Origin of the sequence: Gordonia hankookensis, assembly GCF_014673215.1 — a bacterium.
Classification (GTDB): domain Bacteria; phylum Actinomycetota; class Actinomycetes; order Mycobacteriales; family Mycobacteriaceae; genus Gordonia; species Gordonia hankookensis.
This window is the reverse complement of record NZ_JACWMS010000003.1, coordinates 348,965-362,878: the sequence shown is the minus strand read 5'-3', so window position 1 is coordinate 362,878 and position 13,914 is coordinate 348,965. Positions and strand designations below refer to the sequence as shown.

The 13,914-nt window shown below is 66.9% G+C and carries 14 protein-coding genes and 1 tRNA gene; 8 read left to right on the top strand and 7 right to left on the bottom strand.

Features of this window, described 5'->3' with window-relative positions; genetic code table 11:
- Positions 1-164 precede the first annotated feature (164 nt).
- On the top strand, positions 165-1,364 hold the full coding sequence (locus IDF66_RS16130) for a lipase family protein (RefSeq protein ID WP_190267729.1): 1,200 nt from the start codon (positions 165-167) through the stop codon (positions 1,362-1,364).
- 133 nt (positions 1,365-1,497) lie between these two features.
- Positions 1,498-2,943, top strand: a complete 1,446-nt coding sequence (locus IDF66_RS16125) for a carotenoid oxygenase family protein (protein ID WP_190267728.1) — start codon at positions 1,498-1,500, stop codon at positions 2,941-2,943.
- Positions 2,944-3,525: 582 nt separating this feature from the next.
- Here the strand turns inward: IDF66_RS16125 and IDF66_RS16120 are convergent.
- Complete coding sequence (locus tag IDF66_RS16120; RefSeq protein ID WP_164306929.1) at positions 3,526-4,950, bottom strand: aldehyde dehydrogenase family protein; 1,425 nt, start codon at positions 4,948-4,950, stop codon at positions 3,526-3,528.
- 147 nt (positions 4,951-5,097) lie between these two features.
- Here IDF66_RS16120 and IDF66_RS16115 point away from each other — a divergent pair, with 147 nt between their 5' ends.
- Positions 5,098-5,421: a putative quinol monooxygenase gene (locus tag IDF66_RS16115; protein ID WP_190267727.1), complete on the top strand. Its 324-nt coding sequence runs from the start codon at positions 5,098-5,100 to the stop codon at positions 5,419-5,421.
- A gap of 89 nt (positions 5,422-5,510) precedes the next feature.
- Complete coding sequence (locus IDF66_RS16110; RefSeq protein ID WP_190267726.1) at positions 5,511-6,635, top strand: TDT family transporter; 1,125 nt, start codon at positions 5,511-5,513, stop codon at positions 6,633-6,635.
- A 15-nt stretch (positions 6,636-6,650) separates the two neighbouring features.
- Here the strand turns inward: IDF66_RS16110 and IDF66_RS16105 are convergent, their stop codons facing one another.
- Positions 6,651-7,811 carry an MFS transporter gene (locus IDF66_RS16105; RefSeq protein ID WP_190267725.1) on the bottom strand — a complete coding sequence of 387 codons (1,161 nt, stop codon included), beginning with the start codon at positions 7,809-7,811 and terminating at the stop codon, positions 6,651-6,653.
- Between the two features lie 70 nt (positions 7,812-7,881).
- On the opposite strand from IDF66_RS16105, the gene IDF66_RS16100 reads away from it, so the two are divergent.
- Positions 7,882-8,787 (top strand): alpha/beta hydrolase, encoded by a 906-nt coding sequence (locus tag IDF66_RS16100; RefSeq protein WP_190267724.1) that lies wholly within the window; start codon positions 7,882-7,884, stop codon positions 8,785-8,787.
- A gap of 125 nt (positions 8,788-8,912) precedes the next feature.
- Here IDF66_RS16100 and IDF66_RS16095 read toward each other — a convergent pair whose 3' ends face one another.
- On the bottom strand, positions 8,913-9,131 hold the full coding sequence (locus tag IDF66_RS16095) for a hypothetical protein (protein WP_190267723.1): 219 nt from the start codon (positions 9,129-9,131) through the stop codon (positions 8,913-8,915).
- 117 nt (positions 9,132-9,248) lie between these two features.
- On the opposite strand from IDF66_RS16095, the gene IDF66_RS16090 reads away from it, so the two are divergent.
- On the top strand, positions 9,249-9,698 hold the full coding sequence (locus IDF66_RS16090; protein ID WP_190267722.1) for a VOC family protein: 450 nt from the start codon (positions 9,249-9,251) through the stop codon (positions 9,696-9,698).
- Entirely contained in the window at positions 9,695-10,543 is an 849-nt protein-coding gene (locus IDF66_RS16085; RefSeq protein WP_190267721.1) for an SDR family oxidoreductase, read from the top strand. The genes IDF66_RS16090 and IDF66_RS16085 overlap by 4 nt, the downstream gene beginning before the upstream one ends.
- A gap of 5 nt (positions 10,544-10,548) precedes the next feature.
- On the opposite strand, the gene IDF66_RS16080 is transcribed toward IDF66_RS16085, so the two are convergent.
- The 4 genes from IDF66_RS16080 to IDF66_RS16065 all read right to left on the bottom strand — a co-directional run bounded on the left by IDF66_RS16080 (position 10,549) and on the right by IDF66_RS16065 (position 13,013).
- Positions 10,549-10,625 (bottom strand) — tRNA-Leu (locus IDF66_RS16080).
- A gap of 121 nt (positions 10,626-10,746) precedes the next feature.
- Positions 10,747-11,433: an MspA family porin gene (locus IDF66_RS16075; protein ID WP_190267720.1), complete on the bottom strand. Its 687-nt coding sequence runs from the start codon at positions 11,431-11,433 to the stop codon at positions 10,747-10,749.
- Between the two features lie 11 nt (positions 11,434-11,444).
- On the bottom strand, positions 11,445-12,116 hold the full coding sequence (locus tag IDF66_RS16070) for an MspA family porin (protein ID WP_223309709.1): 672 nt from the start codon (positions 12,114-12,116) through the stop codon (positions 11,445-11,447).
- 129 nt (positions 12,117-12,245) lie between these two features.
- Complete coding sequence (locus IDF66_RS16065; protein ID WP_190267718.1) at positions 12,246-13,013, bottom strand: helix-turn-helix domain-containing protein; 768 nt, start codon at positions 13,011-13,013, stop codon at positions 12,246-12,248.
- Positions 13,014-13,164: 151 nt separating this feature from the next.
- On the opposite strand from IDF66_RS16065, the gene IDF66_RS16060 reads away from it, so the two are divergent.
- Entirely contained in the window at positions 13,165-13,914 is a 750-nt protein-coding gene (locus IDF66_RS16060) for a hypothetical protein (RefSeq protein ID WP_190267717.1), read from the top strand.

The following is a 13,914-nucleotide window of genomic DNA, read 5'->3' as shown; positions in this document are numbered from 1 at the left end:
GTCGGCGTTACACGCGTGAGGCTGCGCGCTTCGCTGTGAAATCGCTGTGAGGTGGGACGATCGCGGGTGTCGGGTTCTGACGCCTGACCGGTTCCGCGCGCGCCGCGGGTCGTTCTGTGGGATGTTCACTGCGTGAGGCGCCGCTCGCCCGATCGGAGATCCCCATGACACGGTTGTTGATGGTGCTCGGCTCGGTATTCGTGGTCGCTCTCGGATTGTTGTCGGCGCCGGGCCCGGTGCACGCGACGCCTCTGCCGTCCGCGGATCCCTTTTATCGGGCGGGTCCGGATCTGACTTCTCACCGGGCAGGCTCGGTCCTGCGGACCCGGCCGGTCGAGTTCGTCATGTCCGGTGTGACCGTACCCGTGACGTCGACGCAGGTGCTCTACCGCAGCAACGACGACAGTGGCGCGCCGATCGCGGGTGTCACCACGGTGCTCCGACCCGCCACGGCGAACGGCCGGATCGTCTCGTTCCACATGGCCTACGACGCGCTCGGGCCCCAGTGCGATCCCTCATACACACTGCAGGGCAACAAGCCCAGTCGGGCGGGGCAGTTCGAGGAGATCGCGATCGGCGGCTATCTCGCGGCCGGTTACACCCTCAGTGTGCCGGATTACGAGGGGCAGCAACAAGAATGGACGATCGGGCGACAGTCCGGCCATCTCGCCCTCGATGGGATTCGCGCGGCGGAGAAGGTGCTGAGACTGCCACCGTCGACGCCGGTCGGCATGGTCGGCTACTCAGGGGGATCGGTGCCCACCGGTTTCGGGGCCGAGCTCGCCCCGACCTATGCCCCCGAATTGGCGATCGTGGGTGCCGCGGCCGGCGGTGTGCCGGTGAACCTCGCCCACAACCTGCCGTATATCAGCGGCAGCAAGGACTGGGCCGGCGTCATGCCCGCGCTCGTCGTCGCCTATCAGCGCGCCTACGGACTGGACGTCTCGTCGTTCCTGTCGCCGTACGGACTCCGCCTGGTGAACACGGTCAGCGACGAGTGCATCATCGACTTCGCCGGCGACTATCCCGGGCTCACCGACGCTCAGATGGTGCGGTCGCCGTATCGGGGGTTCCTGCAGGTCCCGTCTGTGCGCGCAGCCATCGCACGCAACGTGATGGGCGCGGCAGGCACACCCGCGGCGCCGATGATGCTCGGTGTCGGGAAGAAGGACTCGGTCGGCGACGGAGTGATGGTCGCCGCCGACGTCGCCGACCTCGCCCGTCGCTACTGTGCGCGCAACGTCCCGGCGCAATTCCATCTCTACCGGGGTGATTCGCACAGCACTGCCTTCATCCCGTTCGAGCGCGACGCCGCGGTCTTCCTGAACGAGCGCTTCGCGGGACGCCCGACCGGCGGCTGCTGACGCGGCCGATCGGCAAGGTGATGCCACGGAGAAATCCGTCGCATAACGCATGCCTGCCGGTCGGGAAGGGCGCATCCTGAGAAGACGGCGCGGGACGAGCCCTCCTGCGCAGAAGTGTCCGAGAGGCGACCCCATGACCACCACGTCACCGACCCCCGCCCGGCCCGCGCCGGTCGACATGGCACACCACGCCCATCTCTCGGGAGTGTTCGCGCCACAACGCACAGAGGTCGACGTCGACGATCTCGAGGTGATCGGCACGATCCCCGACGATCTGCACGGCAGCTATCTCCGGAACGGGCCCAATCCACGATTCGATCCGATCGGGTCGTATGTCTATCCGCTCGACGGAGACGCGATGGTGCACCGACTCGAGATCGGCGGCGGCGCAGCCCATTACCGGAACCGGTTCGTCCGGACGCCGATGGTGGTCGCCGAGGAGGCGGCCGGGCATGCGATCTGGTCGGGTCTCACCGACGGGTACACGCCGTCGGCCGACGAGGTCGGTCCCGATCTCGCCGGGACGTTCCGGCAGTTGCCCGACATCAACATCGTCGAGCATGCCGGCCGACTGCTCGCCATGGCAGAGGCCGACCAGCCGTATCGTCTCGATCCCGCCGACCTGGGGACGATCGCCCGCGACAGTTGCGACGGTGCCATGGCGGTCGGCAGCACGGCGCACCCGAAGATCGACCCATCCACGGGGGAACTCGTGTTGTTCAACTATGTCCTGGAGGCGCCGTACCTCACGTGGGCGGTGATCGGACCGGACGGCCGGACACGCCGGCCACCGACCCCGGTGGAGGGTGTCGACCGGCCATTGATGATCCACGACATGGCCCTGACCGCGCGCTACATCGTGCTGTTCCTGTGCCCGCTCGTCTTCGACATCACCGCGATGCTCAGCGGCGGGTCGTTGCTGCAATGGCATCCCGAGTCCGGCACCCGCATCGCGCTGATACCGCGTGACGGCGGCCCGATCCGCTGGGTCGACTCCGAGCCGATGTGGGTGTGGCACTTCGCCAATGCCTTCGACAACGGTGCTGATGATGCACCGGGCGACGGCACCGTGACCGTCGACTACGTGGAATGGACCTATCCGGGGGCGTTCGCGCACATGCCGCAGCCGGCGTCGTCGGCGCTGGTGCGCGCGGTTCTCGACCCGGCCCGGGGAACGATCGCTCGCACCGTTCTCGGCGAGAGTGCCGATGTGGAGTTCCCGCGTGTCGACGACCGCCTGCTCACGCGGTCGCATCCACGCGTTGCGACCGTGGGCAAGAGCGGGAACGACACCGGAGACCGCGACAGCCTCTGGTTCCACGATCTCCGTGCCGGAACCGAGACCTGTTGGCGCCCAGGTGTCGCCATCGGCGAACCGATCTACATGCCGGGCGCGCACCACGATTACTGGGGTGCGTTCGGCACCGACCCGGCAGACATGGCCTCGTACTTCTACGTGCTGGCCGCCGACGATCCCAGTGCGGGCCCGCTCGCGACCGTCCGGATGCCGATCCGGGTACCGGCCGGTCTGCACGGGGCGTGGTCACCGGCCGAGCCGATCAACCCGCCGGTCGAGTAGCGGCGAACGAAGTGAGTCGCGTATCGAGATCTGTGTGGGGAGTCGGTGATCTCGATACGGCGCCTCGCTTCGCTCGGTGCCTACTCGATCGGCGGGTGGACCTGCCTGCTGGTTGGCGGGTGGACGTGCCTGCTGGTCACCGGCCGAGCCGATCAATCCGCCGGTCGAGTAGCGGCGAACGAAGTGAGTCGCGTATCGAGATCTGTGTGGGGAGTCGGTGATCTCGATACGGCGCCTCGCTTCGCTCGGTGCCTACTCGATCGGCGGGTGGACCTGCCTGCTGGTTGGCGGGTGGACGTGCCTGCTGGTTGGCGGGTGGACGTGCCTGCTGGTCACCGGCCGAGCCGATCAACCCGCCGGTCGAGTAGCGGCGAACGGAGTGAGTCGCGTATCGAGATCTGTGTGGGGAGTCGGTGATCTCGATACGGCGCCTCGCTTCGCTCGGTGCCTACTCGATCGGCGAGTGGACCTGCCTGCTGGTCGGCGGGTGGCCCTGCCCATTGGTCGGCGGGTGGGCCTGCCTGCTGGTTGGCGGGTGGACCTGCCCACCGATCGGCGGGCAGGTGTTCGCCGGAACTCAGCTCAGGCGTCGTAACCCAGGAGCGACTTGACCTCCAGGAACTCGTCGAAGGCGTAGTCGCCCCACTCGCGACCGTTGCCGCTCTGCTTGTACCCACCGAACGGTGCCGACGGGTCGAGCTGCGCGCCGTTGAGTGAGATCGACCCCGCGCGGATGCGGGAACCGACCTTGCGGACCTCGTCGACGTCCTTGCCCGACACATAGCCGGCGAGGCCGTATTCGGTGTCGTTGGCGATCTCGATGGCGTTGTCGATCGAGTCGTAACCGATCATCACCAGCACCGGGCCGAAGATCTCGGTGCGGGCGATGTCCATGTCGTTGGTGACGTCGGCGAATACGGTTGGCCGGACGTAGTACCCGGTTGGCAGATCGTCGGGACGTCCCGGGCCACCGAACACGACGTCGGCGCCCTCCTCGATTCCGCGTTCGATGAGCCCCTGGACCTTCTCGAACTGCGGCTCGGACACCACAGGACCCATACGGACGTCCGTGCTCGGATCACCGACGGTCAGAGTCGACTGCACGGACTTCGCTGCCTCGGCCGCCTCGGCCATCCGCGACTTCGGGACCAGCATGCGGGTGGGTGCATTGCAGGACTGTCCGGAGTTCATCATCATCGCGGCCACCCCGCCGCTGACATTGGTCGCGAAGTCCTCGTCGTCGAGGATGATGTTGGGGCTCTTGCCGCCGAGTTCCTGCGCAACACGCTTCACGGTCGGCGCAGCATTCTTGGCGACCTCGATGCCGGCGCGGGTGCTGCCGGTGAACGACACCATGTCGATGCCGGGGTGGGACGCCAGGGCTGTGCCGACGCCCGGGCCGTCGCCGTTGACGAGGTTGAACACTCCCGCGGGAACGCCTGCCGCATCGAAGATCTCGGCCACGATGGCGGCGCTGAACGGAGCCACCTCGGACGGCTTGAGCACCATCGTGCAGCCGGTCGCGAGTGCCGGGGCAACTTTCACCATGACCTGGTTCAGCGGCCAGTTCCACGGGGTGATGAAACCGCAGACACCGATCGGCTCCTTCACGATCCGCGACGACCCGCGGTCTTCGGAGAAGCTGAACGTCGGCAGCTGCGCCGCGGCGGTCATCAGGTGGGCGAGCCCGATGGGGACCTGGACGTTGTTGGCCAACCCGTTCGGCGCGCCCATCTCCTCGGTCACCGCTGCAGCGAGTTCGGGCATCCGCTTCTGGTACTCGGCGACCACCGCGTTGAGGATTCCGACGCGCTCGTCGACGCTGGTCTGGCTCCAGGTGGTGAATGCCTTACGAGCCGCCTGCACCGCCGTGTCGACATCGGCAGCCGTACCGAGTGCGACGTGGCCGGCGGCCTTCTCGGTCGCGGGATTGATCACGTCGATCAGATTGAGCTCCGTGGGCTCGACCCACTGGCCGTCGATGTAGAACTTGGTGATTTCGCGCATGGTGATCCTCCATATCCGCGGGGTGTTGTCGACACCACACTATGCCTGCCTGCAGAGTGCCGGGGCAGGCTTTGAGGAAACGTTCGTTGTCAGATTTCCGTCTCGATCTGAGACGTTGCGACACCACCTGGTCAGTAGGGTCGGATCATGATCTTCATCGTCGCGAAATGGTCCGTGAAGCCCGAATACGTCGAACAATGGCCTGATCTCGTTCAGGCGTTCACGCAGGCCACCCGGGCCGAAGCCGGTAACAAATGGTTCGAATGGTCACGCAGCCTCGACGACCCGTCCACCTACGTCCTCGTCGAGGCCTTCGACGACGACGCCGCCGAGGCCCACGTCACCAGCGAGCATTTCCGCACCGCGACCGCGGAGCTGCCGAAATACCTCACGCGGACGCCGGACATCGTCAACGCCACCATCGATCAGGAGACGTGGTCGGAGCTCGGGGAGATGTCGGTCGACAGCTAGGCCACATCTGCGCGCTCACAACCACTGATTGTGGGCACACAAGGCGCGGGCGTCTACCGGCGCAGGACGCGCTCGGCGAGGGTTGATCCATGACCTCCACAGCACTTGTCGACCGACGGTTCCTCGGCGAGCTCGAGCGCCCCGGCCAGGTGTTCGAACACCTCACACCCAACTGGTTCGCCGCCGTGATGGGCACCGGCATCGTGGCCAACGCGGCGGTCTCGCTGCCCCTGCAGTCGGGACTCCTGACCGCGTACGCCACGATGATCTGGATCATGGCCGCGGTGTTGCTGATCGCGATCTCCACGGGGTTCGTCCTGCACTGGGCCCGGCATCCGCACGCCGCGCGACACTATGCGGGCGATCCGGTGATGTCGCAGTTCTACGGCGCCGTGCCGATGGCCGTTCTCACCGTCGGTGCCGGGGCCGTGCATCTCGGTGCACCGCTGCTGGGATCGACGGTCGCCGTCGGCCTGGGCGCGGTCCTCTGGGCGCTCGGGACGGTGCTCGGTGTTGCGACGAGCGTCTGGGTTCCGTTCACCATGATGACCCGTACGCGGCAGCACGAGGTGCGTGCACTCCCGGCCTGGCTGATGCCGGTGGTGCCGCCGATGGTGTCCGCGTCGACCGGCGCCGCGTTGGTGTCTCATGTGCCGGAAGGGCAAGCGAGACTTGCCATGCTGTCGTCGTGCTACGCGTTGTTCGGCCTGAGTCTGATCCTGGGCATGATGACCATGACGATGATCTATTCGCGGCTTGTCCACGGTGGGGTGCCGGTGGCCCAGTCGGCGCCGACGATCTGGATCACGCTGGGCATGATCGGGCAGTCCATCACGGCCGCGAATCTCCTCGGCGCCCAGGCCGGCCTGGTCTTTGCCGGCTCGATGGCATCGATAGCACTGGGACTCAAGATCTTCGGGATCATCTACGGCCTGGCGATGGGGGGGTTCGGAGCGGCGATGTTCGCCCTTGCGACGGCGATCACCGTGCGCACCGTACGCCAGGGCATGCCGTTCGCGCTCACCTGGTGGAGCTTCACGTTCCCGGTGGGGACCTGCGTGACGGGTATGAGCGCGTTGGGAATCGCGCTGGGTTCGGCCCCGATCCGGGGGCTCGCCGACGCGCTCTACGTGGTGCTGGTGATCGCGTGGGGGATCGTCGCGACCAGAACCGCGCACGCCGCCTACATCGGTAGGGTGTTTCGCCCCGCGTGATGCGCAGGAGGATCGTCAGGCGGTGCGCTGCAGCCGGATTGCGCGTGCCGCCGATGCGGCGGCCGCGACGATCGTGAGCACGATCATCGGCGCGACGATACCGACCGACGGCTCGATCGTGGTCAGCAGCACGGGCAGTCCGAAGCCCAGATAGCAGGCCACATAGAAGATCCCCGTCACGGCACCACGGCTGCGGCGGGGCGCGAACGCCTCCACATCCATGAGCCCGTCGCGTAGACACAGCCCGTAGGCGAGACCCAGTACCACCGCGGTCACCACGAAGAACGCCATCGACGGATGGCCACCCGCCACGGCCGACAGCGTGAACCCGATGGCCGCCAGGGCGGCGCCGACCACTCCCGCCATCCGCCCGACTCCGAGCCGGCGCACCACGAACTGGACGATCACACCGGATCCGAGACTCAGGGCAGCGGCAACGCCGGGCACCCACGGGCCGTCGTACCGGTCGCTGATGCGGTGGGCCATCACGACCACCGCGACCGTCACCGACGAGAACACCCAGAGCGCCATCGGTACCGACCAGGACAGTGCCGCTGCGACCGACCGCCCGTCGGCATCGTCGACCTCGGTGAGCGGGTGGTCGTGGCGGATGGGAGTCGTCGGCGTGAGCACGAACCCGACGGCCGCCATCACGAGCGAGATGATCCCGCTGAGCGCAAACGGGAGTTCGGCGGGATGAGGCGCGAATTCGGCGAGGAGCCCCGTGATCACCGGACCGATGGCGAAACCGGTGGTGAGCAGTGCGCCCGCCAGCGTCGCGCCAGACCTGCCGCGGAGGTCGGCGGCCCAGGCGGTGCCGGCGCTGATCGTCAGTCCGGCACCGAGGCCGACCACGAGCCGACCCACCAGGACACCCGCCTGATCGTGCCAGCCGATCATCATGAGGTTTCCGATGCCGGCCAGCGCGGCACCGGTCAGCACGACCGGACGCCGGCCGACCCGGTCGGACAACGAGCCGCCGCCGAAGAGTCCTGGCAGGAGCCCGATCGCGTAGATGCCGAAGGCGCCGTCGAGGACCGCGGTCGCCAGCCCCTCGTCGGACTTCAGCACCGGGATCATCGAGGCGAAATGATTGGCGCCCCAGCCCGTCGCGAACAGGACGGCAAGGATGGCCGGCAGTGCGAACCGCTTCACCGGACTTTCGGCAGTGTGCATCGAAACCGATTCTGCCGGTTATAGAGTTGGCGGACCGCACCGGTACCGACAACAGGACGGAACGTCGACGATGGCCGCAAACGTGCAGGACTTCCATCCCGATCTGCAGCGGATGGCACGGTTCCTGCCCCGAGGGGTCGTCGGACCGAGGACCCTTCCGCTGATCCGGATGGTGCAGAAGGGGATGGGCCGGCTGCAGCGTGATGCCGAGGTGGAGGTCCGTTCGCTTCCCTCCGGTGGTGAGGCCCGGGTGTTCCGGCCGTCAGGGGTGACCGGGGACGCCCCCGGGTTGCTCTGGATCCACGGCGGCGGGTATGTCATCGGGGAGGCGCAGCAAGACGACGAACTGTGCCGACGGTTCAGTCGGGATCTCGGAGCCGTGGTGGTGTCCGTCGACTACCGGTTGGCGCCCGAGCACCCGTTCCCGGCGCCGCTCGACGACTGCCACGAGGCGCTCGATGTGCTGCATCAGCTCGACGGCGTCGCCGACGGGCAGTTCGCCATCGGTGGGGCAAGCGCGGGCGGCGGACTCGCTGCGCAGTTGGCGCTGCGGATTCGTGACCGCGGCGGGGCCACGCCCGTCCTGCAGTTGCTCGTCTATCCGATGCTCGACGACCGAACCGTCCGCACATCTGTCGATGAGGACGACCTGCGGATGTGGCACGCGAAGTCCAACCGATTCGGCTGGGACAGCTACCTCGGCGGCGCCGATCCCGAGATCGTCGCGCCGGCGCGACGCGACGATCTCAGTGGTCTGGCACCGGCATGGATCGGCGTCGGCGGTATGGACCTCTTCCATGACGAGGACCTCCAGTACGCCGAGCGGCTCCGCGCTGCCGGTGTCCCGTGCGAGCTCGAGGTGATTCCCGGTGCCTTCCACGGGTTCGACCTCGTGAATCCGGCAGCGCCGGTGTCGCGAGAGTTCTTCCGATTCCAGGCGGCAGCGCTACGGGCCGCGTTCCTCGGCAGCAGATGACCGGCGACGATCGGCCCTGACCGACGCAGCGGCCGCGGAGCGGCGTGCCTCGACGACCCGTTGATGCACCAGATTCGACGACGACCCGCGTCACGTGACGGTCGGCTTCGCGATCGACGCAGCGTCTAGCCGATACTGCTGGCCACCGCGACGACCACGCCTGCCACCACCAGCACGAGCACGACGACGGCTGCGGCGATCGCGCGATTCTTGCGGTGGCGGGTGACCGCATTGACCGCCAGTCCGATCCCGATGAGGATGGCCGCCGCGTAGATGGCGATGCCCAGGGTGAGCGCGGCCGCATTCGCGTCCGCCATGGCGAGGGTCGTCGGGTCGTGGGTCATCAGTCGAGTAGACCATGTGGGCCGACTTCGCCGATGGTGAGGATTGCACCTCTGCCGATCTCGTGAGAATATCATTCTCGTGATCCAGAACAGCATTCTGAAGTTCGTGAGTCGGCCGTGAAGGCAGAGGACATGTTCCACGTCGGGATCGTCACCGACGATCTGGAGACGACGCGATCGCAGCTCTCGGAGCTGCTGCGGTACGAGTGGGGGCCCGAGATCGCAGCGCCGATCGAGGTCGACTTGGCGGGCGGGTCTGCCACGGTCGAGATCACGTGCGCCTACTCGACCACCACGCCGCGGCTCGAGGTCATCCGCAGTGTGCCGGGGACCTTCTGGGAATCAGTGGGAGGCTCCGGGATTCATCATGTCGGTTACTGGTCCGACGATGTGGGTGCCGACGCAGCCGAACTCGAACGGCTCGGATACATGACCGAAGCCACCCGGAGAGCGCCCGACGGAAGCCCGTTCTTCGCATTCATGCGTAGCGACAAGGGCATTCGCATGGAGCTCGTCACGAGGGCCGCGGAACCGTCATTGCGTCAGTGTTGGGCGGATCGTTCATGAGCGCCGTCGGCGTCGTCACCGGCGCGGGCCGTGGTATGGGTTTCGAGTGCGCCAAGCGGCTCACGACGATGGTGGACACGCTGGTGCTGGTGGACTACGACGGTGCCACCGTGACTGCTGCCGCAGAGCAACTGTCGGCCGACGGCGGGGCGGTGGTCGAGCCGGTCGTCCTCGACATCACCGACGTCGCGGGTCTCGGTCGACTGGCTGCCCGCGTCCGTGAGCTGGGCACCCTGCGGGCCGTTGCGCACGTCGCCGGGATCTCACCGACCATGGCCGACTGGCAACGGATCTTCACTGTCGACCTGGTCGGCACGGCGACCCTGGCCGATGCCTTGCGCCCGTTGGCGACCGTCGGCACGGCGTGGATCTGCTTCGCATCGATGGCTCCGACCATCGGCGGTGTCGAGATCGACACGGCCACCGCCGCCGTGCTCGATGATCCACTGCACGAACATTTCCTGGACAGAATCCGCGAGAGCTTCGGCCCGATGGTCGAGCATCCCGGTGTGGCCTATTCGCTGGCGAAGCTCGGCGTCAAACGTTTCGCCCAGCAGGAAGCGGTGCGACTCGGACCGTCGGGCGGCCGCATCTGTTCGATCTCCCCAGGGCTGATCGACACACCGCAGGGGCGCCAGGAAGCCGCCGACAATCCGCGGATGGCCGCGTGGGCCGAGCAGACGCCCCTCGCCCGGCTCGGGCAAGCCCATGAGGTCGCCGCGGTGGCGGCGTTCGTGTTGTCGGATGCGGCGAGCTTTCTCAACGGGATCGATCTGCTCGTCGACGGCGGTTTGTGCGCGGCGGTTCGGGGGCCGCAGCCGCGCTCTGCGGAAGGTGCCGCCTAGCCACGTGGTGCCCCCAGTCGGACTCGAACCGACACTGGGCGGATTTTAAGTCCGCTGCCTCTGCCAATTGGGCTATAGGGGCGGTGCGCCCGAACTCGAGAACGCATCTACCAGAATGGCATGGGGGAGAAGGCCGGACGAACACCGGGGGCTCCGCGCACTGCGCGGAGCCCCCGGTCCCTGTGAGAGAGGTTCTTGCCCGATCAGCCCAGGCTGAACGGCTTTCCGTAGAGGTAGACGACCTGAGTGGTGTGGTCGGTCATGACCTGCACCTTCGCGTAGGACCGTGCCTGTGCGTATCCGGCGCAGCCGTTGATCATCATCGTCTCGTTTGTGTACGCGACCGCACCCGAGCCGCCGGCGAACGTGACGGCGGCGCCGTGCGACTCGGCGCCGAAGTCGTCTTTGCCCTCGACGTCGTTGATGGTGTAGTTCGCGGCCTGCCCGGGGCCGAGGGTGACCGAGGCGCCCGTCTCGGCGGTGGCGCTGATCGGCACGTCGTAATCACCGGTGCCCGGCGTGGCGGTTCCCTTGGTGGTGGAGTTACCGCCGAGGGTCAACTGGCACCCGACGATGTAGCCCGAGGCGATCCCCAGCTTGGCCTTCTTGTCCGACGCCTTGACGTCGTAGCGGCCCGAGACCCAGGCATTGCGATGCAGCGGCGTGCCACCCATCGAGGGGTTGATGCGTGCCCGCTCGTTGGTCCGGGTGATCGTCAGTGCGGTGCCGTCGGCCAGCTTCTTGGTGACCGTCTGGTTCGGCAGTCGGACCTGGGTGTCGGCGTGTGCCATCCCCTGACCGACCAGGGGAACCGCGGCGAGCACGCCGACGGCAACTGCGCCTGCGCGTACCGCGTTACGGGGAAATCGTTTGGCGACAATCTTGTTCATATCGACCTCTGTCATCCGATGGAGAAGGGCTTGCCGTACAGGTTCACCTTCTGGTGCAGCTTGCCCGTCGTCTCGATGGTGCTGAAGGCGCGTGCCTGCGCGTAGCCGCCGCAGTTCTGCAGATTCAGTCCGGCGCGGTCATAGCCGACGGTGTACGTGCCCGGCTTCTCGATGTCCTTCTTGGTCAGCTGCACGAAGATGACCTGTCCGGCGGAGATCGGCACCGTCAGGCTGGCCGAGGCAGACGGCGACGCCGACAGTGTCCCCGACAGGCCGCCCGACAGCCCCTTGATGTCGACCTGGCAGCCGACGATGTAGCCGGTCGACAAGGTGGCCGCCGCCCCGTTGGTGCTGGTGCCATTGGTGCCGGGAAGTTCCGACTCACCCTCGGCCCCGTTGGTCGGGCCCGCCTTGCTCGGCTTCAGGTTCGGTGCCTTCACCGTGACGGTTCCGCTCACCCAAGCGGTACGCGAAGCGGGGTTGCTCGCCATCGACGGCGAGATCTGTGCGCTCTCGCCGGTACGGGTCAGCGTCAGGCCCTCGCCGTGGGCGGTGCCCCCGGGAAGCTTGACGAAGGCATCGGCACCGGCCGAGCCGATACCCGCCGCCAAGGCGGCCGCCGCAGCGCCCACGCTCACCGTCGTGAGGCCGGCTACCCGAAAGGCCTTATGTCTGTTACTCAATCCACTCCTCCTCATCTCAGCGGCGCCGAGCGATGTGAGACCCCGACCGGCCCGGATCGTGACTGTCCCCGCGATCCGAGCGCACCGCGCTGCAAGCATGAGTACCGTATATGGAAGACTTAGGAAAGTCTAATGTGACTGACCGAACTCCACGGGCGACGTTCCGGTGTGGGCGCGGAAGGCTCGGGCGAAGGAACTCTGGTTGTGATACCCGACCCGATGTGCCACTGCGGCAACCGATCGGACCGTCGGCAGGAGTGCCTTGGCCGTCTCCATCCGGCACTGGGTTCGCCACTGCCGAAAGGTATTACCGGTCTCGCGTCGAAACGCGCGCTCGATGGTTCGGGTCGATGTGTGGGTGACCGATGCCCAGTCGGCGATCGTACGGTTATCCGCCGGATTTCGGCGAATGGCCTCGGCCATGACTCTGGCGGGCCCACTCGACGGCATGGCCAACTCGATGGCCCCCGAGGTCGTGGCCTGTTCGATCAATGACAAAAGTTGTTGCCGAAGAACGGTTTCCGGGGCGAGGTGGGGTGCGTGTGCTGCACCGACGAGGGCGAGTGCCAGTGCGCGGAAATGGAAGTCGACGGCGACGACGTCGGCGCAGCGCAGTGATGACGTGACCGACGAATCGAAGAACGTCGGCACCACGACCGAATTGGCACTGATGCTGAAGGTGTGTCGGGTGCCTGCCGGCACCCAGATGGCGTGGTCGCTCGGCAACGTGACCGACAGCTCTTCGAAGTCGAACGCCGTCTGGCCGCAGACCTGCCAGAGCAATACATGTGCGGACGGGTGCGACCGATTGGTCACCGTGATCGGGGGGATGTCCGCTGTGCGGGGGAGCCGCGCGGCCCACCGTCCGTCGGTCGGGACGTCGTATGTTGACGCCATGTGCACAACTCCTGTCGGGTTGCGTCGAGGTCCATAGCTTAGGTAAAGATAGCCTAATAAGCCGAGCGACAGTCGCCGCGGGAAGGGGGGCACCCGGGCGAATCGACGAAACGGACACCACTTCGGTGTTGTGAACGCGACGGGGATGATTGTGAAGCAGCTTTTGACACCGCACTCCTTGCTGAGTGAGGCGCAGGACTCGTACGGATTCACTCCCGCGGTGACCGTGGACGGGGACCCCCTCGACTTCGAGATGTTCGCGGAATCAGTCGAATACCTGTGTGCCGACCTGCGTGCCTGCGGGGTTGCCTCGGGGTGCCGGATCGGGCTGGGGGTGCAATCGGGCTGGATCTTTGTGCTCACGTGGCATGCCCTCGTGTCGATCGACGCGGTGGTGATCCCGGTCGATCTCTGCGACGAGGACTCCGTGGGGATCGCACGAGATCTCGACCTCGACTATCTGCTGACCCACCGGACCCACGACGACGTCCTGGAAGACGTGATCGACGAATTGGTGCACGACGAGTCGTCGATTCCGGTGTTCCGGGTGGCCGACGAGTTCGCACTCGTCGAGGTCGGCTGCGGCAGTTCCGTCCGATCCGGCGGGGGAGGCCTGGTCTCCGATCTGCGTACCGGAATCGTGGAGAAGACCGCTCTGCTACTCGTCGAGGCCGAGCGGATCGGTCGGCGACTCGATCTCTGGCCCGGCGTGTCAGTCCGCCTCGGCGGACCACTGAACACGCGCCCGACGATGTTGCTGATCATCGCCTGTGCAACGCGGGGGGCGTGCGCGTGTGTCGAGAGCGAGGCAGTGCTGGTCGCGGTCGAGGGCGTCGAGATGGTGCCGGTGATCGATCGGCCCGGCAGGCCCTGCGAGGCGCCCCTGCTGTCGGTGTGCTGA